General features: G+C 71.9%; 24 protein-coding genes. 11 read left to right on the forward strand and 13 right to left on the reverse strand.

Translation table 11 applies throughout. The features are described from left to right. Positions 1 to 134: 134 nt before the first annotated feature. The gene (locus tag S1361_RS12975; protein WP_208032012.1) at positions 135 to 824 is read left to right on the forward strand and encodes a YoaK family protein; all 690 of its coding nucleotides are present in this window, start codon (positions 135 to 137) and stop codon (positions 822 to 824) included. Between the two features lie 59 nt (positions 825 to 883). Continuing rightward, positions 884 to 2,140: a hypothetical protein gene (locus S1361_RS12980; RefSeq protein ID WP_208032013.1), complete on the forward strand. Its 1,257-nt coding sequence runs from the start codon at positions 884 to 886 to the stop codon at positions 2,138 to 2,140. Between the two features lie 4 nt (positions 2,141 to 2,144). Here the strand turns inward: S1361_RS12980 and S1361_RS12985 are convergent, their stop codons facing one another. Further along, positions 2,145 to 3,380 carry a cytochrome P450 gene (locus S1361_RS12985; RefSeq protein WP_208032014.1) on the reverse strand — a complete coding sequence of 412 codons (1,236 nt, stop codon included), beginning with the start codon at positions 3,378 to 3,380 and terminating at the stop codon, positions 2,145 to 2,147. A gap of 230 nt (positions 3,381 to 3,610) precedes the next feature. Between S1361_RS12985 and S1361_RS12990 the strand changes: the two genes are divergently transcribed. Further along, a complete protein-coding gene (locus S1361_RS12990) occupies positions 3,611 to 4,780 on the forward strand; it encodes a steroid 3-ketoacyl-CoA thiolase (RefSeq protein ID WP_208032015.1) in 1,170 nt (389 codons plus the stop codon). Here S1361_RS12990 and S1361_RS12995 read toward each other — a convergent pair. Both S1361_RS12995 and S1361_RS13000 read right to left on the reverse strand, forming a co-directional pair. Then, positions 4,764 to 5,021 (reverse strand): DUF397 domain-containing protein, encoded by a 258-nt coding sequence (locus tag S1361_RS12995; protein ID WP_208032016.1) that lies wholly within the window; start codon positions 5,019 to 5,021, stop codon positions 4,764 to 4,766. The two genes, S1361_RS12990 and S1361_RS12995, sit on opposite strands and share 17 nt — an antisense overlap. After that, a complete protein-coding gene (locus S1361_RS13000; RefSeq protein WP_208032017.1) occupies positions 5,002 to 5,829 on the reverse strand; it encodes a helix-turn-helix domain-containing protein in 828 nt (275 codons plus the stop codon). The genes S1361_RS12995 and S1361_RS13000 overlap by 20 nt, the downstream gene beginning before the upstream one ends. A gap of 108 nt (positions 5,830 to 5,937) precedes the next feature. Here S1361_RS13000 and S1361_RS13005 point away from each other — a divergent pair, with 108 nt between their 5' ends. Together S1361_RS13005 and proP are read left to right on the forward strand one after the other, a co-directional pair. Next, a complete protein-coding gene (locus S1361_RS13005; RefSeq protein WP_243769514.1) occupies positions 5,938 to 6,324 on the forward strand; it encodes an ATP-binding protein in 387 nt (128 codons plus the stop codon). Between the two features lie 264 nt (positions 6,325 to 6,588). Then, positions 6,589 to 7,962 (forward strand): glycine betaine/L-proline transporter ProP, encoded by a 1,374-nt coding sequence (proP, locus tag S1361_RS13010; protein WP_208032019.1) that lies wholly within the window; start codon positions 6,589 to 6,591, stop codon positions 7,960 to 7,962. Between the two features lie 121 nt (positions 7,963 to 8,083). On the opposite strand, the gene S1361_RS13015 is transcribed toward proP, so the two are convergent. Continuing rightward, positions 8,084 to 8,491, reverse strand: a complete 408-nt coding sequence (locus S1361_RS13015) for a TipAS antibiotic-recognition domain-containing protein (RefSeq protein WP_208032020.1) — start codon at positions 8,489 to 8,491, stop codon at positions 8,084 to 8,086. Between the two features lie 483 nt (positions 8,492 to 8,974). Here S1361_RS13015 and S1361_RS13020 point away from each other — a divergent pair, with 483 nt between their 5' ends. Then, on the forward strand, positions 8,975 to 9,646 hold the full coding sequence (locus tag S1361_RS13020; protein ID WP_208032021.1) for an O-methyltransferase: 672 nt from the start codon (positions 8,975 to 8,977) through the stop codon (positions 9,644 to 9,646). 25 nt (positions 9,647 to 9,671) lie between these two features. Here S1361_RS13020 and S1361_RS13025 read toward each other — a convergent pair whose 3' ends face one another. Next, positions 9,672 to 10,064: a hypothetical protein gene (locus S1361_RS13025; protein WP_208036575.1), complete on the reverse strand. Its 393-nt coding sequence runs from the start codon at positions 10,062 to 10,064 to the stop codon at positions 9,672 to 9,674. A 112-nt stretch (positions 10,065 to 10,176) separates the two neighbouring features. Here S1361_RS13025 and S1361_RS13030 point away from each other — a divergent pair, with 112 nt between their 5' ends. Beyond that, positions 10,177 to 10,620, forward strand: coding sequence for a DnaJ family domain-containing protein (locus S1361_RS13030; RefSeq protein ID WP_208032022.1), 444 nt, complete (start codon positions 10,177 to 10,179; stop codon positions 10,618 to 10,620). Here S1361_RS13030 and S1361_RS39190 read toward each other — a convergent pair. Both S1361_RS39190 and S1361_RS13040 read right to left on the reverse strand, forming a co-directional pair. Continuing rightward, complete coding sequence (locus S1361_RS39190) at positions 10,609 to 11,691, reverse strand: hypothetical protein (protein ID WP_243769163.1); 1,083 nt, start codon at positions 11,689 to 11,691, stop codon at positions 10,609 to 10,611. The two genes, S1361_RS13030 and S1361_RS39190, sit on opposite strands and share 12 nt — an antisense overlap. Positions 11,692 to 11,696: 5 nt before the next feature. Then, a complete protein-coding gene (locus S1361_RS13040; protein ID WP_208032023.1) occupies positions 11,697 to 12,374 on the reverse strand; it encodes a hypothetical protein in 678 nt (225 codons plus the stop codon). A gap of 137 nt (positions 12,375 to 12,511) precedes the next feature. Here S1361_RS13040 and S1361_RS13045 point away from each other — a divergent pair, with 137 nt between their 5' ends. Next, positions 12,512 to 13,030, forward strand: coding sequence for a GNAT family N-acetyltransferase (locus tag S1361_RS13045; protein WP_208032024.1), 519 nt, complete (start codon positions 12,512 to 12,514; stop codon positions 13,028 to 13,030). Here the strand turns inward: S1361_RS13045 and S1361_RS13050 are convergent. After that, positions 13,023 to 15,062: an MDR family MFS transporter gene (locus S1361_RS13050; RefSeq protein WP_208036577.1), complete on the reverse strand. Its 2,040-nt coding sequence runs from the start codon at positions 15,060 to 15,062 to the stop codon at positions 13,023 to 13,025. The genes S1361_RS13045 and S1361_RS13050 overlap by 8 nt on opposite strands. A 131-nt stretch (positions 15,063 to 15,193) precedes the next feature. On the opposite strand from S1361_RS13050, the gene S1361_RS13055 reads away from it, so the two are divergent. Continuing rightward, a complete protein-coding gene (locus S1361_RS13055; protein WP_208032025.1) occupies positions 15,194 to 16,072 on the forward strand; it encodes a peptidoglycan-binding domain-containing protein in 879 nt (292 codons plus the stop codon). A gap of 309 nt (positions 16,073 to 16,381) precedes the next feature. Here the strand turns inward: S1361_RS13055 and S1361_RS13060 are convergent, their stop codons facing one another. Further along, positions 16,382 to 17,050 carry an HAD-IA family hydrolase gene (locus tag S1361_RS13060; protein ID WP_208032026.1) on the reverse strand — a complete coding sequence of 223 codons (669 nt, stop codon included), beginning with the start codon at positions 17,048 to 17,050 and terminating at the stop codon, positions 16,382 to 16,384. Between the two features lie 159 nt (positions 17,051 to 17,209). After that, complete coding sequence (locus tag S1361_RS13065) at positions 17,210 to 17,791, reverse strand: TMEM165/GDT1 family protein (protein WP_208032027.1); 582 nt, start codon at positions 17,789 to 17,791, stop codon at positions 17,210 to 17,212. A gap of 387 nt (positions 17,792 to 18,178) precedes the next feature. Here S1361_RS13065 and S1361_RS13070 point away from each other — a divergent pair, with 387 nt between their 5' ends. Further along, the gene (locus tag S1361_RS13070; RefSeq protein ID WP_208032028.1) at positions 18,179 to 18,823 is read left to right on the forward strand and encodes an HNH endonuclease family protein; all 645 of its coding nucleotides are present in this window, start codon (positions 18,179 to 18,181) and stop codon (positions 18,821 to 18,823) included. 92 nt (positions 18,824 to 18,915) lie between these two features. On the opposite strand, the gene S1361_RS13075 is transcribed toward S1361_RS13070, so the two are convergent. The 3 genes from S1361_RS13075 to S1361_RS13085 all read right to left on the reverse strand — a co-directional run bounded on the left by S1361_RS13075 (position 18,916) and on the right by S1361_RS13085 (position 20,646). Further along, a complete protein-coding gene (locus S1361_RS13075; RefSeq protein ID WP_208032029.1) occupies positions 18,916 to 19,530 on the reverse strand; it encodes a DedA family protein in 615 nt (204 codons plus the stop codon). A 136-nt stretch (positions 19,531 to 19,666) separates the two neighbouring features. After that, positions 19,667 to 20,122, reverse strand: a complete 456-nt coding sequence (locus S1361_RS13080; protein ID WP_208032030.1) for a DoxX family protein — start codon at positions 20,120 to 20,122, stop codon at positions 19,667 to 19,669. A gap of 293 nt (positions 20,123 to 20,415) precedes the next feature. Next, positions 20,416 to 20,646, reverse strand: coding sequence for a DUF2277 domain-containing protein (locus S1361_RS13085; RefSeq protein WP_208032031.1), 231 nt, complete (start codon positions 20,644 to 20,646; stop codon positions 20,416 to 20,418). 93 nt (positions 20,647 to 20,739) lie between these two features. On the opposite strand from S1361_RS13085, the gene S1361_RS13090 reads away from it, so the two are divergent. Next, positions 20,740 to 21,648 carry a ketopantoate reductase family protein gene (locus tag S1361_RS13090; protein ID WP_208032032.1) on the forward strand — a complete coding sequence of 303 codons (909 nt, stop codon included), beginning with the start codon at positions 20,740 to 20,742 and terminating at the stop codon, positions 21,646 to 21,648. Positions 21,649 to 21,687: the final 39 nt, after the last annotated feature.

A 21,687-nucleotide genomic window follows, 5' to 3' on the forward strand; every position in this document is an offset into this window, starting at 1 on the left:
AGCACCCCGGCTGACCCGGCACCCGCACCCTCGCCTCCGCCCGGCGAGGGTGCGCGCGCATGTCCGGGCACGCGCACGGGCCGCTGTTCCCTACCGTGTCCCGTGGTGCAACCCCGGAGGACCGCGGAGGAACGATGACGACGCCGACGCCACCGGTGGAACGGGACCCGGAGAGGCGCGGGCTGCGGCTGGTGGCCGTACTCCTGACGCTCACCGTGGTCAGCGGCCTGATCGACGCCGTCAGCTACCTGGGCCTTGGCCGGGTCTTCACCGCCAACATGACCGGCAACGTGGTCGTCCTCGGCTTCGCCGCGGCCGGCGCCCCCGGCTTCTCCGTCCCGCACACGGCCACGTCCCTGGTCTGCTTCCTGCTCGGCACGGTGGCGGGCGGCCGGACGGCGGCCCGCTTCGGCCGGGGCTCCCGCCGCCGCTGGGCGCGGCTGATCCTGTCGGCCGAGGCGGTGCTGGTCGGCGGGTCGGCGGCGGTGGCCTTCGCCTGGCCGGGCTCCACCGGGACCCGGTACGCCCTGATCGCCCTCACCGCCTTCGCGATGGGCCTGCGCAACGCGACGGTCCGCAAACTGGGCGTGCCCGACCTGACCACCACGGTCCAGACGATGACCCTCACCGCCCTCGCCTCCGAGTCCCGCCTCGGCGACGCCACGGGCCACCGCTCGCCGCGCCGCTCGGCCTCGGTCCTCGCCATGGCCGGCGGTGCCTGCCTGGGCGCCTGGCTGGTCCTGCACCACGGCCTGGGCGTCGCGCTGCTGCTCGCGGCACTGGCGTCCGGACTCATGGCGGTGCTCGCGTCGGGCCGGGAGTGACTCGGCCGAACGGAGCAGCCCCGGCGGCCCGCCGGACCCCGCGGCACGAGCATGGCGCCATGGAACCCACACCCCCTGCCCTGAGCCGTGGACGGATATCCGGTGGATTCACGGCCGCCGGCCTGGTCGCGGCCGCCGCCTTGCTCGTCTACCTGGGCCATGCGGACACCACCCATGCGCTGTCCTACGCCGGTCGCCTCGCCGGCGGGATCCTCGTCGTCGCGGGACTGGCGGCCTTCGCCGGGGCGATCTGCGTCGTCGTGGACCGATTCGCGGGGCGCGGATCGAAATACACGACCGCGATCACCCTGTTCGGAGTGCTGGCCGTACTGGGCGCCGGTCTGATGCTGCTGGTGATCCAGACAGAGGAGTACACGCGTTGGCTGTGGGCCTGGCTGGGTCTCGTCGTGTGGTCGGCCTGGGCGCTGTGGGACCTCCTCCACCGCCGCCGGGCTTGGCGGCAGATCACCTTCCGCCGCAACTTCGCGGCGATCGCCTCCGCCACCGCGCTGATCACCGTCGCGAACTTCGTCTACACGCAGATCTACACGCCCTACGCCTCACCCATGACGGTGGTGCTCTCCGCGAAGATCGGCAACGTACGCAAGGACAAGGAGACCACGTACGTGCCGCTGACGTTCCAGTTGGAGAACACCGGGACGGTGGCCGCGTACGTCGTGGGGGCGAGTTACTCGCTCACCGGGGTCAACTGGAAGTCGACGTACCAGACCTCCAGAAGCGTCAAGGAGTGGGAGAAGGACATCGACAGCGACGGGCTGACCGACCTGAACGCCTTCGCCGACAAGCCGGAAGCCTTCACGGTCAGCCTCGGACTGCTCCTGGCGCCCTTCGACTACAAACTGGACCCGGGCGAGAAGTACGTGCAGGAGAAGACCATCGAACTGCCGACCCAGGCGTACCGGGCGGTCCAGGTCCAAAGCGATGCGTATCTGCTGAGGAAGGACAGGATGCTCCAGCAAGCACCCGTGGGGGAATACCACTCCTGGGCCGAAAAGGGAGAGAAAGCCCCCGAATGGGTGACGAGGTTGCTGGGGGTCCCCGCGGATTCCGCCTACGTCAAGTACAGCGTCCCGGTCAGTTACAGCAACCAGATCCTGAACTTCACGAGGAAGCGCAGGCACATCACCCTGTGGTGGATGCTGGGCACCGAGAACACGAACCCGCTCAGCCCCCTGGCCGCTTCCCTGGTGTCCGACGGGGAGGAGAAGGAACCGTCCTACTCCGAATCGCAGCAGGAACTGGACAAGTACGGGTTCACGTACCTGAGCAACGGAGGGGCGATGGCAGTCCTGTAGCCGGTCAACCGGCCCTCACCCGCAGTTCCTTCACCCCGTTGATCCACGCGGAGCGCAGGCGGCGCGGGGGGTCGGTCAGGCGCAGGCCGGGCATCGCGTCGGCCACGGCGTTGAAGATGAGGTCGATCTCCAGGACCGCGAGGGACTTGCCGAGGCAGTAGTGGGGACCGCCTCCGCCGAAGCCCAGGTGCGGGTTGGGATCGCGGGTGATGTCGAAGGTGTCGGGGTCGGTGAAGACCTCCGGGTCGTGGTTGGCGGAGGCGTAGAAGAGCCCGACCCGGTCGCCCTTCCTGACGAGGACCCCGCCCAGCTCCGTGTCCTGGGTCGCCGTCCGCTGGAAGGAGTTGACCGGAGTCGCCCAGCGGACGATCTCCTCGGCCGTGGTCGACGGGCGCTCGCGGCGGAAGAGGTCCCACTGGCCGGGGTGGGTGAGGAAGGCGTGCATGCCGTGGGTGATGGCGTTACGGGTCGTCTCGTTGCCGGCCACCGCCAGCATCAGCACGAAGAAACCGAACTCGTCGGAGTTCAGGTTGCCCTCGTCCTCGGCCGCCACCAGGGTCGTCACGATGTCGTGCGCCGGGCAGCGCTTGCGCTCGGCGGCCATGTTCATGGCGTACGCGATGATCTCGGCGGCCGACTGGGCGCCGACCTCCTCGGTGATCGCGTACTCGGGGTCGTCGTAGGCGATCATCTTGTTGGACCAGTCGAAGATCTTGGACCGGTCGTCCTGCGGGACCCCGATCAGCTCGGCGATCGCCTGGAGCGGCAGCTCGCACGCGACCTCGGTGACGAAGTCGAAGGGCCCGGAGCGGGCACGGGCGGCGGCGGCGATCGCCTCGGCGCGGGCCCGCAGCCGGTCCTCCAGCGCACGGATGGAGCGTGGCGTGAACCCGCGCTGCACTATCTGCCGGACCCGCGTATGTTCCGGTGGATCCATGTTGAGCAGGATCAGCCGCTGCGCCTCGATCGCGTCGCGTTCGATGTGCTCGTTGAAGCGGATGATCGCGGTGTTGAGGGAGGAGGAGAACAGTTCCGGGTGCGTCGAGACGTACTTGACGTCGGCGTGCCTGGTCACGGCCCAGTAGCCGGCGTCGGCGAAGCCCGCGATGCCGTGCGGCTGCGGGATCCAGCGGACCGGCTCGGTACGGCGCAGCTCGGCGAACTCCGGGAGGGGCACACGGTGGTGCAGCAGATCGGGGTCGGTGAGGTCGAACCCGTCGGGCAGCGCTGGACAGGGCATCGGCGACTCCAGCCATCTGACGGTCCATCAGCGGGTGCCGTGAAGGTAGTAACGGGTTCTACAAGAGGCAAGGGGCACGACACCCCCAATCGGTGCGGAACGCGTGCAGATCGCACCCTCGGCACCTGCAAGACCCTTGCGGTGATGGACGTCACGTCAGCAGACTGCTGAACAGAACTAGAACGCGTACTAGTTCTGGAGGAGAGCCCTCTCGGAGAGGACCCGCACCCATGGCCGCCGAACCCGTGATCGTCGAAGCCGTCCGCACCCCGATCGGCAAGCGCGGCGGCGCGCTCGCCAACCTGCACCCCGCCTACCTCCTGGGCGAGACCTACCGTGAACTCCTCGGCCGCACCGGCATCCCCGCCGACGCCGTCGAGCAGATCGTCGGCGGCACGGTGACCCACGCCGGCGAGCAGTCCATGAACCCCGCGCGCACGGCCTGGCTGACCATGGGACTGCCGTACGAGACGGCGGCCACGACGGTCGACTGCCAGTGCGGGTCCTCGCAGCAGGCCTCGCACATGGTGGCCAACATGGTCGCGGCCGGCGTGATCGACGTCGGCATCAGCTGCGGCGTCGAGGCGATGTCCCGGGTCCCGCTGGGCTCGGGCTCCAAGCACGGCCCCGGAAAGCCGTTCCCCGACGAGTGGAACGTCGACCTGCCCAACCAGTTCGAGGCGGCCGAGCGGATCGCCCGCCACCGGGGCCTGACCCGCGAGAACGTCGACGCGCTGGGACTGCTGTCGCAGGAGCGGGCGGCCCACGCCTGGGCGGAGGAACGTTTCAAGCGGGAGACCTTCGCCGTACAGGTGCCCACGACCGAGGAGGAGCAGTACGCCGGACAGGGCATGTGGCGCCTGGTCGACAAGGACGAGGGCCTTCGGGACACCACCCCGCAGGCGCTGGCGGGCCTCAAGCCGGTCATGCCGACGGCCGTCCACACCGCCGGCAACTCCTCCCAGATCTCCGACGGCGCGGCGGCGATCATGTGGGCGAGCAAACGGATGGCCCGCGCCCTCAAGCTGAAACCCCGGGCCCGCATCGTCGCCCAGGCCCTGGTCGGCGCCGACCCCCACTTCCACCTCGACGGCCCGATCGACGCCACACGCGCGGTGCTGGGCAAGGCCGGGATGTCCCTGAAGGACATCGACCTCGTGGAGATCAACGAGGCGTTCGCCTCGGTGGTCCTGAGCTGGGCCCAGGTCTTCGAGCAGGACCTGGAGAAGGTCAACGTCAACGGCGGAGCGATCGCCCTGGGCCACCCGGTGGGCGCGACGGGCGCCCGCCTCATCGCCACCGCCCTGCACGAACTGGAGCGCCTCGACAAGGAGTTCGCGCTGATCACGATGTGCGCGGGCGGCGGCCTGGCCACCGGGACGATCATCCAGCGGCTGTAGCCGACGCCCAGGCGACGAAGCGGGTGAACGCGGCGGGGGCGACGGTGAGGATCGGCCCCGCCGGGGTCTTGGAGTCGCGGATGGCCAGGGTGGTGGGGGTTGCGGCGACTTCCAGGCACTGGCCGCCCTGGTCGCTGCTGTACGAGGACTTCTGCCAGGTCAGGCCGCCGAGGGGGGCGCATTCGACGCACGAGCCGCCCTGGTCGCCGCTGTAGCTCGACTTACGCCACTTGCTCTCCATAGCGGTCCTCCATCACGCGTCGGATCAGCTCCGCCGAGTCTTTGAGGGAGAGCGCGGCGGCCTGAAGATGATCGTAACGGAGCGAGCAGTCTTTGACCGTCTCCGGGTTTGCTGTGGGATGCCCACTGCCGTAGGTCTCGGTATAGAGGATGGTCGGATCACTGGCAAAGCGATAGAGGTCGAATGCGCCGGTGAGCCCAGCGTGTGAACCGACAGAGAACGGCAACACCTGGATGTTGATCCGGGGGTTGTCCTCGAAGGTCAACAGGTGGGCCAGTTGACCCCGCATGGTCTCCCTGTCGCCGATCTCCAAGTGCAGCGCAGCCTCGCTGAGGACCGCCCAGAAGACGGGCGGCTCCTCCTTCTCGAAGACCTGCTGACGTGCCAGACGAACGGCGGTGCGGTCATCGAGCTTGCTCCGATTCACTGCTCCGAGCACGGCGCGTGCGTATGCCGGAGTCTGGAGCAAGCCAAGGACCATGTGCGTCTGGAAGGAGCAGATTTCTACGGCCCTCACCTCCAACTCGGCAACTTCCCGGAACCACGTCGGAAGTTGGCTCCGCATCACCAGCGGAACAAGTCGAGTCAGTAGCCCACCCGTCCCCAGCGCGACATCCACCCGCTCGCTGAATTCCAGAGATGGCAGCTTCCGTGCCGTTTCGATCTGGCCGATCAGCGACCCGGTGTAGTTGACGATCTCGCCGAGCTGCCGCTGCGTAAGCCCCGCCGCCTCCCGGCACCGGCGCAACTCGAAGCCGTAGTAGTCGAGCGGCGAGGCGCCGGGGTCGAGGGTGTTGATGTTCACCACGGCAAGTCCCCTCTCGGACAGGTTGTGTTCACCCGGTAGCCCAGCGTAGTGATGCGCCGTCAGCCTCGTCCTGTGAACCTCGACTTTCCCCACACTCCCCAGTACCGCATGCAGCTCACCGTGGGCGAGCACTCGGTACGCCACATCCGCCGCATCGTCCGCTCGCTGCTGGACGAGTGGCAGTTGCAGGAGCTGACGTTCGCCGTCGAGCTGGGCGTGAGCGAGTTGGTGACGAACGTCGTACGGCATGTGCCGGACCGGCGTTGCACGCTCGTGGTGGCACGGCAGACCGCGGGCGTCCGGGCAGAAGTGACCGACGGTTTCACCGGGCGGCCCCGACTGGAGCCGGACGCGGACCGGGACGCGGAGAGCGGGCGGGGTCTGGCGCTGCTCGACGCCGTCGTGGACAAGTGGGGGGTGTCGACGGGGGCCGGGGGCGGAAAGACGGTCTGGTTCGAGTGCGGCTTCCAGGACGTTTCCGCGGGGCCCGACTGAAACCGGTGCCGGTCGGGGCCAGTGCCCGAGAACCCCTCGGTTGCACGTCAGGCGCGCGACAAGGATCACAGTGAGCAGGTGGAATGCCACTGCGTGAGCGGGCAGACGTACCTGCGTATCCCTGCTTTCGATGCCCTATGCACCCAAACGCATACGGCATGTAAAGGGCAGAACTCCCCCTATGGTCGTTTTTCGGCCCGTCGCACGTCACCGCCGCCGTCCGGGCCCGTCCCCGTCCCCGTCGAAAGGTAGGCGAGCCCCGTTTTGGCGACCGCCGCAGCCGCTCTCCCGCATCAGAAGACCCGCCGGGCCTCGAAGGCCCACGACGTCACCGTCACCGACCCCGCGCTCGTCAGGCGCGCCGTGAAGGCGGCCGCGCTCGGCAACGCCATGGAATGGTTCGACTTCGGTGTCTACAGCTACATCGCCGTCACCCTGGGCAAGGTCTTCTTCCCGTCCGGCAACCCGACCGCGCAGCTGCTGTCGACGTTCGGCGCCTTCGCGGCGGCCTTCCTGGTCCGCCCGCTCGGCGGCCTCGTCTTCGGTCCGCTGGGCGACCGCGTGGGCCGGCAGAAGGTCCTCGCCGTCACCATGATCATGATGGCGGTCGGTACGTTCGCGATCGGCCTCATCCCGTCCTACGCCACCATCGGCGTCGGCGCGCCGCTGCTGCTGCTCGCCGCCCGGCTGGTGCAGGGCTTCTCCACCGGCGGGGAGTACGCGGGCGCCACGACGTTCATCGCCGAGTACGCGCCCGACAAGAAGCGCGGCTTCCTCGGCAGCTGGCTGGAGTTCGGCACCCTCGCCGGCTACATCGGCGGCGCGGGCCTGGTCACGCTGATGACCGCCCTGCTGTCCTCGGACGACCTGACGGCCTGGGGCTGGCGCATCCCGTTCCTGATCGCGGGCCCGATGGGCATCATCGGTCTGTACCTGCGGATGCGGCTGGAGGAGACCCCGGCGTTCGCGGCGGAGGTCGCCAAGGCCGAGGCCGCCCGGCCGAAGGTGCCGCTGCGCGAGATGATCACCGGTCAGTGGAAGTCCCTGTTGCTGTGCATGGCCCTGGTCCTGGTCTACAACGTCACCGACTACATGCTGCTGTCGTACATGCCGAGCTACTTCACCAGCGAGCTGAAGTACGACGAGACGCACGGGCTGCTGGTCGTGCTCGCGGTGATGGTCCTGATGATGGTCGTCCAGCCGTTCGCCGGCGCGCTGACCGACCGGATCGGGCGGCGACCGGTGATCGCGGCGGGCTGCGCCGGCTTCCTGTTCCTGTCGGTCCCGGCCCTGCTGCTGATCCGCCAGGGCAGCCTGCTGGCCGTCGGCCTGGGCATGGGCGCGCTGGGCCTGCTCCTGGTGTGCTTCACGGCGGCCATGCCGGCCGCGCTGCCCGCGCTCTTCCCGACCCGGGTGCGCTACGGGTCCCTGTCCGTCGGGTTCAACGTGTCCGTGTCGCTGTTCGGCGGGACGACTCCGCTGGTCGTGACCGCGCTGATCAGGGCGACGGGCAACATGATGATGCCCGCGTACTACATGATGGCCGCGGCCGTCGTGGGCGGTGTCGCCGTGTGGCGGATGTCGGAGTGCGCGGGACGGCCGCTGCCCGGTTCCGCCCCGTCCGTGGAAGGCCGCTAGGCCGCTGGGCCGGGACTGTCTCAGCCGCTGGGCCTGAAGACCGCCTCACCCCTCGGCGGGTGCGCCCGGACCCCCGGTCCGGGCGCGCCCGCCCGTGCATGCCCTGGCCCGTGTCGCCCGACTACGCCGGAGCCTTGGCCCCTGCGCTGGGGGCGAACCCGCTCCCCTGCTCGGCGAACACCTTGATCGCGGCGCCCATGAACTCTGCCATCCCGGGGTGGTAGGAATCGTGGAACGCCCTCATGGCCTCGTCCTCGGCATAGAAGAGCGACATGCCGACGTAAGCCTCCCTGGAGGGGGTGTAGAACCGGCAGACGATGTCGAAGTGTCTGCGGACGAGCTCCTGGATCTGCTGGTCCCCGGGCAGGGAGCCGCCCTCCAGGAAAGCCGTGATCTCCCGGTACAGGACGTCCCAGTCCCGGTGGACCCGCTCCCTGTCCACATGTTCCCAGCCGTTGGTCCCGGCAAGGCTCTTCGCCTGCTCCTGGGCCAACGACCGGCGGCACTCGTCCTCGTAACTGTTCCCCACGGCACCGGTTCCCCTCGTTCGCCACCTCTCAGGTGGATCCCCGGGAGGCCGCCGGCATGTCGACATCGGCCGGCCGCCGATGATCAATTGCCGGTCCAGGCCGAACGGTGACACACAGCCACCGGGTCGGCAAACCATTTCTCGGGCTCTCCGGCGCTCCGTCCCGGTCAGCCGGCGACGGAAAGGCGCAGCTCGGCCGGCACCGGGTCCGGCTCCATGACGGCCGACCGGTCGACACACCGTCCCGCACCCCGGCGCCGCCCGCTGGTCCTGCGCGATCCGAAGGGGAGGGCCTGGGCCGCAGGGGTGCGGGTCGTCCGCCGGGTACGGGTCCGTCCTGCCCGGCGCGCGGTGCCCCGCACCCCCGAGGAGCGGCGGGGCCGTCGGCTTCCAGGCGCCGCCCCGGCCCGCTGATTGTCCTGCCGGAGACGGTGCTCTGCTGCGATCATCGAATCAGGACACTCGGGAAAGGCAGCAGACGCTATGAGCGGGTCGCAGCTCTGGGACGACGTCGACGACTACTTCATCAGCAATCTCTCACCGGACGACGAGGCCCTGTGCGCGGCCCTGCGCGACAGTGACGCCGCCGGGCTGCCCGCCATCGCGGTCACGGCCGCGCAGGGCAAGTTCCTCCAGCTGCTCGCCCAGGTGCAGGGCGCGCGGCACATCCTGGAGATCGGCACGCTCGGCGGGTACAGCACGATCTGGCTGGCCCGCGCCCTGCCCGAGGACGGCAGGCTGATCTCGCTGGAGTACAGCGCCAAGCACGCCGAGGTGGCCGTGCGGAACATCGCCCGCGCGGGCCTGGACCGGATCGCGGAGGTGCGGGTGGGGCCGGCGCTGGAGTCGCTGCCCAAGCTCGCCGACGAGAACCCGGCCCCCTTCGACCTGGTCTTCATCGACGCGGACAAGGTCAACAACCCGCACTACGTGGAGTGGGCGATCAGGCTCACCCGGGCGGGCAGCCTGATCGTGCTGGACAACGTGGTGCGCGGCGGCCGGGTGGCCGACCCGGGCAGCACCGAGCCGGACGTCGTCGGCACCCGCGCCGCGATCGAACTGATCGCCGGCCACCCCCGGCTGACCGGTACGGCGATCCAGACGGTCGGCAGCAAGGGCTACGACGGTTTCGCGCTGGCCCGGGTGCTGGGCTGAGGGCACCGGCTCGCGGTGGGCCGGCTCACAGGTCGTGGTAGAAGCCGACGTTGACGCTGCGCGGCGCGGTGCGGTCCTGGATGACGATCTCGCCGGACCCGCCGTGCGGCAGCGGCACGGTCGCGCCGTAGCCGACGGGCTGCACCTGCGGTCCGACGGTGAGATGCACCTCGGACGCCGGGTCGGGCTGGGAGCCGCGCAGCCAGGTCAGCTGCCAGGTGCCGTCCGGGCCGCACAGGAACTCCAGGTGGACGCGGGAGACGAACAGCCAGTCCTCGGGGGTGGCCAGCCGGCACAGCGCCCCGTCGCGGCCGACCCGCAGGACGGCGCCGGGCTCGCTGGGGGCCTCGGCCATCATCATGCCGGCGGTGGCGCCCGTGTCGGCCCCGGAGACGGCGGCCATGGTGAGTTCGAGCACGAGCGTTCCCCCTGAAACGTCCTTGTGCGGTGCTGGGTTGCGGCGGGCGCTGTGCGTCACCGCCGCCGAATGATAAAACGCCCGGCGGGGCCGCGTCCGGCACAATGGGTTCATGACCGAGCGAAAGCCACCGGGTGTGCCGTTCGAGTCGTGGGTGGACAAGCAGATCCGCGACGCGCAGGGGCGCGGGGAGTTCGACCGGCTGCCGGGGGCGGGCGCGCCGCTGCCTTCGGAGGTCGACTCCACGTACGACGAACTGTGGTGGGTCAAGCGGAAGTTGGTGCGTGAGGGGCTGGCCGTGCTGCCGCCCGCGCTCGCGTTGCGCAAGGAGGCGGAGGACGCGCTGGAGGCGGCGTACGCGGCGCCCTCGGAGCGGATCGCCCGGAAGATCATCGAGGATGTGAACGTCCGGATCCGGGACATGATGTTCAAGCCGCCGCCCGGTCCGCCGCTGGGCAGGAAGCCGTACGACGTCGAGGAGGTCGTACGGGAATGGCGGCAGCGCAGGGCTGCCGCCAGGGGTGACGACGGGGGCGTGGCCGGCTCAGCCGTGTAGCAGCCGCCCGGCCAGTTCCCGGTAGTCGCGCAGGGCGAGCCGCAGCTGCTCGGTGTCGGCCTCGGCGCCGGGGTCGCGCGCCTCGGTTTCCTGCCAGGACATCCGCAGGGTACGGCGGCGGCGCGTCACGGCCTCGGTGAACCGCGCGGTGATCTCCTCCAGGGCTCGGTCGGCCTCTTCGACGGCCTCCCTGGGGTCGTCCACGAACCCGACGGCCACCTCGCGCAGCCGGTGCTCCCACTGATCCGTCTCCTCGTGCGGCAGGAGCGGGGCGCCGGTGCCGGAGGGTGCGGTGGCGGTCGCTGGCGCCGTCGGCCAGGAGTCCGTTCCCCGCCCGTTGGCCGTACGGGCCTCGCGCCCGCTGGCCGCACCGACGGCGGGCGCACCGAGCCCGTCGTCCGGCATGATCCCGTCCTCGTCCACCGAGCCCGCACCGGCGATCCGGCCGCCCTGCCCGCCGGGCTCCGCCGACGCGTCCGGCCCCCGCCGACCGCTGCCGGGCGTCTGCGACGCCAGGTCCTCCGTGCCGGGCCGCAGCCCCTCCGAGCCGTGCTCGTGCCTCGGGGCCGGTTCGCTCTCCGGGCGCCGGCCGCCCTCCGGGGCCCCCGCCGGCCCCGGAGGCGGCGGAGTCTCCTCGGGCGCGCGATCGTCCCCGGTGAGCCCTTCCTTCCCGGGTCCGGCCGCCCACGCGGGCCGACCACCGCCGTCCGCGCCCTGGGCCGTACCACTCGCTTCCGTCCCCAGGTCCCGACCGCGTGCGGCCTCCTCGGCCGCCGGCCGGTCGCCGGTGCTCCCGCCGGGAGCCCCGCCGCTCGGGTCCGCACCGGTGAGCCGTCCGCCCGTGCCCTCGGCCGAGCCGCGGGCCGGGCTCGTACGGGGTGCCGGTTCGCCGGGGAGGCGTTCGTCCGGGCGGGGCTCTCTCGGGGTGCGGTGGGCCGGGAACGCGTCGCCCGGGGACCACTCGTCCCTGTCCGGCGACTCCTGCTCCGGCGTCCACTCGTCCCCCTGGGGACGGGTGAAGCGCTCGGTGCGGTGCCGGTCGCCGCCGGGGCCGCTCGTCCTGTCCGTCATGGCGTTCAGCTCTCCTTCGGTCGGCTCCGGTGCAGAGCCCACGACGTGTGGGAGCGGGCGTGGGAGCGGTTCGCAGCGGGCGGCGCCGTGCGCTCCGCACCGGCCGGGGCCCGGTGCCGGCCGGACTCGGCGCTGGTCAGCTCCTCGAAGAGGGCGCGTGCGCCGAGCAGCGCCGACCGCAGCTCCTCGGTCGCCGCGCCGGACCCGCCCGCCCCGTCGCCGGCGCCCGTGCGGGCGGCCCGGTGCACCTGCCGGTATCCGTCGACGTGTTCGGGGTGGTGCACGGACAGCGCGGCGAGCTGCTCCTCGTACCGCCCGCCGTCCGGGTAGCCCCGCACGGCGGCGAGTTCCGCGAGCAGCCGGTCGGCCTCGGCCACCGCCTCCCGGGGCGATTCGACGAAGTGTTCCTGCACGGCGGTCCAGCGGTCCGCGTACCGCTGCCGCTCGGCGCCGTCCAGCGGCCGCTCCCGCAGCTCACCATGGCGTTCGACGCGCTCGGCAAGCTCTCGTTCGGCGGCCTTGGTGTCCCCGTCGTGCAGGGCCAGGACCCGCTCGTACTCGGGCCCGAAGCGCCGCTTCAGGCTGCCGCCGTGCCTGCCGCGGCTGCGCACGACCAGGGTGGCCGCACCGACGACCACGACCGCTGCGATCACGATCAACAGAATGATCAAGCCTGTGGACATGGTTGCCTTCCGCTCGGACCGGCCCCGCTGGCCGGTTCTCCCTTCGGGTGACCCGGAAGCAGGCCCACAAACGGCTCCCGGCCCCGCCACGGCGGCGCCCATATCCGGTTGCGGAGGGCACGGGGCGGCTCCCGACAATGGCCGGCATGACATGGACGATCGCTCCGGAACCGTACGGCTCCCCGGCCGCCGCCGCGCTGTGGCGGGCGTACTACACCGAGGTCAGCGACCGCTGGTACCTGCTGCACGAGGGGCACCGCACCGACCCGGACGAGCTGGAGCGGGAGATCGCCGCGCACTCGGGGGCCGATCTCGCGCCGCCGGGCGGGCAGTTGCTCGTCGGGCGGTACGACGGCACGCCGGCCGGCTCGGCGGGCGTACGGCTGCTGGATCCGGACACCGCCGAACTGACCCGCGTGTTCGTGCTGCCGGAGCGGCGCGGCCGGGGCGGGGCCCCGCTGCTGGTGGCCGCCGCCGAAGCTGCCGCGCGGGCTCTCGGCGCCGGGCGGATCGTCCTCGACACCCGCAGCGATCTGGTCGAGGCCCGCGCCCTGTACGCCCGGCTCGGCTACACCGAGACCGGCCCGCACAACACCGACCCGTACGCCGAACACTGGTTCCGCAAGGAGCTGGTGCCGGCCGGGTCCGTCAACTGACCACCGTCACCGTGCCGTTGTGCGGGCGTTCCCGTTCGGCCCCGCACAGTTCGCCGGTGAGGTCGTGGACCAGCCGGGTCAGGTCGGTCTCGCGGCCGGGCTGCCACCAGTCGCCGAGCAGTTCGGCCAGGGACTCCTCGCGGGCCGTGGCGAGCCGTTCGGCGGCCTCGCGGCCGGTGCCGGTCAGGACGAGGTCCAGGCCCCGGCGTTCGGCGAGCCGCCGTTCCTCGACCTGGCGGGCGGCGGCCATGACCGCCCTCAGCGGGACCGGGCTGCGCTCGGCCAGCACCGCCGGTTCGACGGAGCCGTAGCGGCGCATGCGCAGCAGCATCCAGCTGGCGGCGGGCAGCAGGTCGTACCCGGCCCGTTCGGTGATCTCCCGGTAGACCTCGCGGCGGCCCTCCCGGGTGCCGAGCACCGACAGGGCGCGGCACACCTCGTCGTAGGAGGAGCGCTCGACGGGGTTGGGCGGGATGGTCTCGGAGACGTCGGGTGCGGTGACCGAGCCGCGCAGCCGGTCCTCCTTCAGGAACCAGGCCAGCACGAAGCCGAGCAGGGCGACGGGGGCGGCGTAGAGGAAGACGTCGGTGATGGCGGACGCGTACGCGTGCAGGGCCGCCGGGCGCAGCGCGGGCGGCAGGGCGGCGATGCCCCGCGGGTCGGCCTTCAGGGCGTCGGCACTGGCGCCGGCCGGCAGGCGTACGCCCCGGAAGGCGTCGGCGAGTTCGTCGCCGAGGCGGCTCGCGAAGACCGTGCCGAAGACGGCCACGCCGAAGGAGGCGCCGATGGAGCGGAAGAACGTGGCGCCGGAGGTGGCCACGCCCAGGTCCTCGTAGGAGACGGCGTTCTGCACGATGAGCACCAGGACCTGCATGACCAGGCCGAGGCCGAGGCCGAAGACGAAGAAGTAGACGCTCATCTCGGCGGTCGAGCTGTGCTCGTCGAGCCGGTGCAGGAGCAGCAGGCCGAGGGTGGTGACGGCGGTGCCGGCTGTCGGGAAGACCTTCCAGCGGCCGGTGCGGCTGACGATCTGCCCGGAGACCGTGGACGACAGCAGCAGACCGGCCACCATGGGCAGCATGTGCACCCCGGACAGGGTCGGGGAGATGCCGTGCACGACCTGGAGGAAGGTCGGCAGGTAGGTCATCGCGCCGAACATGGCGAAGCCGACGATGAAGCTGATCACGGCGGCGAGGCCGAAGGTGCGGATGCGGAAGAGTTTCAGGGGCAGCACGGGTTCGGCGGCGCGCCGCTCCACGGCGACGAACGCCACGGCCAGCAGCACGCCCAGCACGGCGAGCCCGACGATCTGCGCCGAGCCCCACGCCCAGGTGGTACCGCCGAGCGAGGCGACGAGCACCAGGCAGGTGGCGACGGCGGCGATCAGGAAGGTCCCCAGGTAGTCGATGACGTGCTGGGCGGTGCGGCGCGGGATGCGCAGGGCGGCGGCGATCACGGCGAGCGCGACCACGCCGACGGGCAGGTTGACGTAGAACACCCAGCGCCAGCTGAGCTGCTCGGTGAACAGGCCGCCGAGCAGCGGTCCGAGCACGCTGGTCGCCCCGAACACGGCCCCGAACAGGCCCTGGTAGCGGCCGCGTTCGCGGGGCGGCACGAGGTCGCCGACGATCGCCATGGACAGCACCATCAGCCCGCCGCCGCCCAGGCCCTGGAGCGCCCGGAAGGCGATGAGCTGCGGCATGTTCTGCGCCATGCCGCACAGCGCCGACCCGATCAGGAAGATCACGATGGCCGTCTGGAACAGCCGCTTGCGGCCGTACTGGTCGCCGAGCTTGCCCCACAGCGGGGTCGCGGCGGTCGCGGCCAGCAGATAGGCGGTGACGACCCAGGAGAGGTGCTCCAGCCCGCCGAGGTCGCTCACGATGGTGGGCAGCGCGGTCGCCACGATGGTCTGGTCGAGGGCGGCGAGCAGGAGTCCGAGCAGGAGCGCGCCGATCGGGACCAGCACGCTGCCCGGAACGTGTTCGCCGCTGCTCACGTCCTTCGCCGTGCCGTGCGTGTCCAGGGCCATGGAGACCTCCCGGAGTTCGGGGTGCACCTCTTCCATCGTGGTGGGTGTCACCACTTATGGCCTGTCGAGTCCTGGGGAGGTGGAGGGGATCCGCATAATCTCTGAAGTTCCCGAGGGGAGGGGAATCAGGCGTGACGGGAGAACAAGGCACCAGGTGCCCGGAGTGCGGGGCTCCGAGGGGGGCGGACAACACACCGTCGTGCGACTGCACCGAGCGGGCCGCCGAGGCGCTGCGCGAGGCACGCACGGCCGAGGCGGCAGCGGCGGAGGACTTCGATCCGCTGCGGATACGGCCGTACGTGGAGGTCCCGGACGCGGCACCGCCGGGCCCTGCAGCACCGCCGCTCGCGAACACCGGCGGTGAGGTGTCCCGCCCCGCCCCACCGGAAGCACCGACCGAACCGCTTCCCGGCGTCGCCCCCGAGCCCGCCCCGCCCCGGCGCCGCTCCCGCCTGCTGCCGGCCGCCGCGGGCGCGGGGACGGTGATCGTCACGGCCACCGCGTTCGCCCTGTTCTCCTACCACGCTCCGGCCCGCGACCGAGGGGCTCAGGAGATCAGGGAACGCATCCCGACGGCACCCACACAGGCGCCCGCGTCGGCGAAGACCCCGCCGCCCCCGCCCGCACCCGTCCCGCCGGCGCCCTCCGCTTCGCCGACGCCCACGCCGACCCCGTCCCCGGCGTCACCGTCGCCGTCCGCCACTCCCTCCCCCACCCTCTCCCGCACCACCTCGCCAACCCCCTCCACGACGGTGTCCGGCACCCCACGGGCCACGCCCGCCGTGGCTCCGGTCCTGCGCCTCGGCGACACCGGCCCCCAGGTCACCGAACTCCAGCAGCGACTCCGCCAACTGAACCTCTACGGCGACCGGGTCGACGGCGTCTTCACCCGCACCGTGCAGGACGCGGTACGCAACTACCAACTGGCACGGGGGATCATGGGCGACGTGCTGGGCGAGTACGGCCCGGCGACGCGGAAGAGCCTGGAAGGCGAAACGACGAAGCCGTAGCGAGCCGGCAGCGCGGGTGCGAGCACTCACGACGCCGCCCACCGGACCGCCCCAGGGCGCCGGACCGCAACGAACACACGGCCCTCCCACGCGAACACAAGCGCCCTGACAACGCCGCCCACCAGACCGCCCCAGGGCGCCAGACCGCAACGAACACACGGCTCCCCCACGCGAACACAAGCGCCCTGACAACGCCGCCCACCGGACCGGCCCAAGGGGTGTGGGGCCGTGTCTGCATGCGGCTGCGCGGCACGGGCGCGAGCGGCCACCGCGCGCCGACACCCGGCGAACCGGCTTGCCCTACCCGCGTCAGCCGATCCGCAGCCGGATCACACCGTCCGCCGTGGCCTCGACCGCCACCTCGGTGAGGTCCCGCACCACCACGTCCGGCTCATGGGGAACCGCTCGCGGCCCCACTCCCACCACGGTCATCCCAGCGGAGCGCCCCGCCGCGATCCCCGCCCCCGAGTCCTCGAAGACCACACAGTCGGCGGGGTCGACACCCAGTTCGGCGGCGCCCTTGAGGAAGCCCTCGGGGTCCGGCTTGCTCGCGCCGACCGACTCGGCGGTGACGCGCACGGCCGGCAGCGGCAGCCCGGCGGCGTGCATGCGGGCGGTGGACAGGGCGACGTCGGCGGAGGTCACCAGCGCGTGCGGGAGCCTCTCCAGCGCGGCGAGAAAGGCGCCGGCACCGGGGACCTCGACGACGCCGTCGGTGTCGGCGGTCTCCTCGGCGAGCATGCGGGCGTTGTCGGCGAGGTTCTCCTCCACGGGCCGGTCGGGCAGCAGCACGGCCATGGAGGCGTGGCCCTGCCGCCCGTGCACGACCTTCATCACCTCGTCGCCGTCCAGCCCGTGCCGCTCGGCCCAGCGCCGCCAGATGCGCTCGACCACGGCGTCCGAGTTGACGAGGGTGCCGTCCATGTCGAGCAGGAGGGCGCGGGCGGTGAGGACGGTGGGCGTGGCGGTGGCCGGCATCGGCAGCTCCAGGAGGGAAACAGGCCCTGTGCGGGCAGGGACAAGGCGGCCCCGCCCGCCGGTCAGGGAAAACGGGCGGGAGCCACTTTGTTCCTCCACGGTACAAAACATGGCGTGGTCCCGCCATCACCCCCGGCGGGCATTCATCCGGCGTCCGGCTCAGCCGCTCACGGCCTCCCACAGGCTCCACACGCCGAGCGCCAGCATCAGCAGCGCCGCGATCTGCGTGATCAGCCGCAGCGGCACCCGCCTCATCAGGGCCTTTCCGCCGACGATGCCGAGTCCGGCGACGGCCCACAGGCCCAGCACCGCACCGAGGCCGACGGAGACCGGGTCGTCGTAACGGGCGGCCAGGTTGGCGGTCATGATCTGGGTGAGGTCACCGAACTCGGCGACCAGGATGAGCGTGAAGCCCGTACCGGCGACCTTCCAGAAGGACTGGTCGGCGGGCTTCTTGACCTCCTCGTCGCCCTCGTCCTTCTTCAGCAGCAGCATCGCGGCGCCGCCGAGGAAGAGGACGCCGGTGAGGGCGTGCACGATCTGCCGCGGGAGCAGGGTGAGCACGCTGCCGGCCGCGACGGCGAGCACGACGTGCAGCAGGAAGGCGGCGGCGACGCCCGCGAAGACGTACGAGGCGCGGTAGCGGGTGCCGAGGACGAGGCCGGCGAGCGCGGTCTTGTCCGGCAGTTCGGCGAGGAAGATGACGCCGAAGACGAGCGCCGTCACGGTGATGCTGATCAAGGTTCCTCAATCGGTCGGGCTGCCCCGCCGAGAGTGCGGTACGTCACGCGATGACACCTCGGCACGGCAGCGCACTCGGCGCCCGTACCGGGAGGGCACGGGCGTGCACTGCTTGCCGAAGGTCTCGCTGGCGGACCTCGATGGAACGAGGCGGTCCGCCTCCGGGCGCCGGCTCAGGCTCGCTGAGCAGTGTGTCGACGGTCCGGCGAAGAGCTACTCCCCTTCTGCGCTCCCCATCGTACGGGATGTGAAAGTTCCGCAGTCAAGCTTGTCGTGACATGCACACGTCACTAACTTCTTACCGAGCGCTCACCCCCCGGCAAGACGGAACCGCGAACATTCTCTCGCTCGCGGTCCAACACCCCAACCCCACAAGGGAGTTCACGCATGTCCAGGTTCTACGCGCGTCGACGGACGAGCATACTCGCGGCCCTCACCGGCCTGATAGCCTCCGTCGCCCTGTTCAACTCCCCGAGCGCCTCCGCCGCCCTCCCCACGCCGGTCAGCGCCGCCACCGCCCGCAGCTACCTCTCCCAGCTCACCGTGGCCACCGAGAACCGCACCGGCTACAGCCGTGACCTCTTCCCGCACTGGATCACCGTCAGCGGCGCCTGCAACACCCGCGAGACGGTCCTCAAGCGGGACGGTACGAACGTCGTGACCGACTCCTCCTGCGCCGCGACCAGCGGGAGCTGGTACTCCCCGTACGACGGCGCCACCTGGACCGCCGCGGCCGACCTCGACATCGACCACCTCGTGCCGCTGGCCGAGGCCTGGGACTCCGGCGCGAGCAAGTGGACCACCGCGCAGCGGCAGGCGTTCGCCAACGATCTGACCCGGCCGCAGCTGATCGCCGTGACCGACGACGTCAACCAGGCCAAGGGGGACCAGGACCCGGCGACGTGGATGCCGTCGCGGTCGGCGTACCGGTGCACGTACGTGCGGGCGTGGGTGCAGGTGAAGTACTACTACAACCTGTCGGTGGACTCGGCCGAGAAGAGCGCGCTGACCAACTACCTGGCCGGCTGCTGAGTTTCCCGGTCGCACCAGGGGGCTTCCGGCCGTACCGCGGCTGCCGGTCCGTCGTGGCCGGTAGCGCGGCCTCCCGCGCCCCCTCGGGGCGCTCAGGAGACCGGGCGGCGGCGCACCAGGAAGCCCGCCGCCGCTCCCGCGCCGAACAGGGCGGCCACGGAGACACCCGCGGCCAGCCAGGTGGCACCGAGCCACTGGGCGCCGTAGTAGCCGAGGGCGACGCTGTAGCCGGCCCAGGACAGGCCGGCCAGGGCCGACCAGGGCACGAAGTCGCGGGCGCGGCGGTGGGCGGCGCCCGCGCAGAAGGAGACGATCGAGCGGCCGGCGGGGGCGAAGCGGGCGAGGACGACCAGCGCGCCCCCGCCCCGGGCGAGGGCCTCGCCGAGACGTGCCTGTGCGGTGGTGAGGCGCCGGGAGCGGGCTATCGCCCGGTCCAGGCGTGCCCCGCCGCGCCAGGCCAGCCGGTAGGCGACCAGGTCGCCGAGGACGGAGGCGGTCGCGGCGCACAGGATCAGGGCCAGGATGTCCGGCACCTCGTGCGGGACCCGGCCCGCCGCCGCGCCGGAGCCCGCAGCCGCCGCCGTGGCGGCCGTGATGACGAGGACACCGCTCGGGAGCACCGGCAGGAACACGTCGAACAGCACCGACAGGGCCACCACGGCATAGATCCATGGTCCGGCCGCCGGCAACCCCACGCTCTCCAACACCACGACTCCTGTCACTCCCCCGTTGACAGCCGTACAGCGTACGCGGCGGGTGTGACAGGAGGATCGCGGGGGGTTCGCGGGGCGATCACGGAGGGCTCACACGGCGGCGACCCGCTCCCGCGTACCGACGGACAGGTCAGGCCGCCAGCGGGCTCCGGTCCGCCGCGGGCTCGCCGTCCGCCGCGGTGCGCCGGCCGAGGAGCCGGTCCACGCCGAAGGCGCCGGAGCCGGTGAAGACCAGCAGGAAGAAGCCCCAGCAGAACAGCACGGACAGCTCGCCGCCGTTCTGGATGGGCCACAGGGCCGCCTGCTGGTGGACGTCGAAGTAGGCGTACGCCATCGAGCCGGAGGCGATCAGCGCGGCACCGCGGGTGCCGAGGCCGAGCAGCACCAGGCCGCCGGCGACGAGCTGGATCACGGCCGCGTACCAGCCGGGCCAGGTGCCGGCCGCGATCGTGCCGCCGCCGGTACCGGCGGCGCCGCCGAGGACGCCGAACAGGGAGGCGGCGCCGTGCACGGCGAAGAGCAGGCCGAGGACGATGCGGAAGAGCCCGATGACGTAGGGCTGAGCGGAGTCGAGACGTGCGGACATGTGGGGGTTCTCCTCTTCGGTTTCGGTCGGGCCGGCCGGCCGGGGACTGAGCAGGCCGGTCGTGGGGGCGGCGGCACCGAACGGGAGACCCAGGTTAGGGGAACCTAATCAATGCTTGCAAGTTCAACATCCGGCCACGGTCACCCGCTGGAAGAAGAAATGCCCGGTACGGGGCGCCCGGCGACCCTCGGGCGACACGGAGCCACCCGTGAGGGCCAACGCCCGTACGTGTGAGCGGAGTTGCCCGTCAGCGGAGGCGCACAGCCCCGCGCCCCCCGGGCACGCCCCCGGCCCTACCCCTCCCGTCCGGCCGACCGCCCCCGCACCTCCAGTCCCCCGAGGAGTTCCGCCGTGGCCTCGGCCACCGCGGCCACCGCCCGGTCGAAGACCTCGCGGTTGTGGGCGGCCGGGGCGCGGAACCCCGAGACCTTGCGTACGTACTGCAACGCGGCCGCGTGGATGTCCTCGTCCGTGGCCTCACCGGGCAGCACGGGCGGGCGCAGCGTCTTGATGCTTCGGCACATGCGCCCAGTCTCGCGCGCCGCACCGTTCGCTGCGATGATCACTGCCTAGGCGGCCACCGGCACCCGGGGCCGACCACCGAAGGGAACAACTCCATGACGCACCCGCTCACCGTGGCCGTCCTCGGCCCCGGCGGCACCGGCGGCCTGCTCGCCGCCCTGCTCTCCCGCTCCGGTCACCGTGTGATCTGCCTGGCCGGCGAGGCCACGGCCGACACCCTGCGCCGCACCGGCATCACGGTGGGCAGCCGGCAGTTCGGCGACTTCACGGCGGCCGTCGACGCGGACACCGAGCTGCGCGAACCGGTGGACGTCTGTCTGGTCACCGTGAAGCACACCGCGCTCGACGCCGCCCTCACCCGGGTCCCGCCCGCCGTCCTCGGCGACGCGCTGCTCGTCCCGCTCCTGAACGGCATCGAACACCCCGCGACCCTCCGCGCCCGCTACCGCCCCGACCGGGTGGCCCCGGCGGTGATCCGCGTGGAGTCCACCCGGACCGCCCCGGGCGTGATCGAACACGGCAGCCCGTTCACCGAGATCGACCTGGCCGGGGACGCCGTACCGCGCGCCCGTCTCGACGCGCTGGCCGGTCACCTCTCCGCCTCCGGTGCGACCGCCCGCGTGGCCGGGGACGAGACGGCGGCCCTGTGGGCCAAGATGGCCTTCCTCGCCCCCTTCGCCCTGCTCACCACGCGGTACGGCGTCCCCCTCGGCACGGCCCGCACCCGGCACCGGGACGAGCTGGAGGCGCTGGTCGCCGAGACCGCCGCGGTCAGCCGCGCCTGCGGCGCCCCCGCGGACCCGGCCCGGGCCCTGGCCCGGTACGACACCTTCCCGCCCGCCACCAGGTCCTCCATGCAACGGGACGCCGAGGCGGGCCGTCCGCTCGAACTGGACGCGATCGGCGGGGCGTTGCTGCGCGCGGCCGTGCGGCACGGGGTGGCGGTTCCGGTGACGGAACGGCTGGTGCGGGAGCTGCGGGCGGGCGGCCACTCGTTCGGCTGAACCCCCGCCCGGAGCGGCCGTCCACCCTCGCACCCCAAA

It is taken from the genome of Streptomyces cyanogenus (assembly GCF_017526105.1).
In the GTDB taxonomy this organism is placed as follows: domain Bacteria; phylum Actinomycetota; class Actinomycetes; order Streptomycetales; family Streptomycetaceae; genus Streptomyces; species Streptomyces cyanogenus.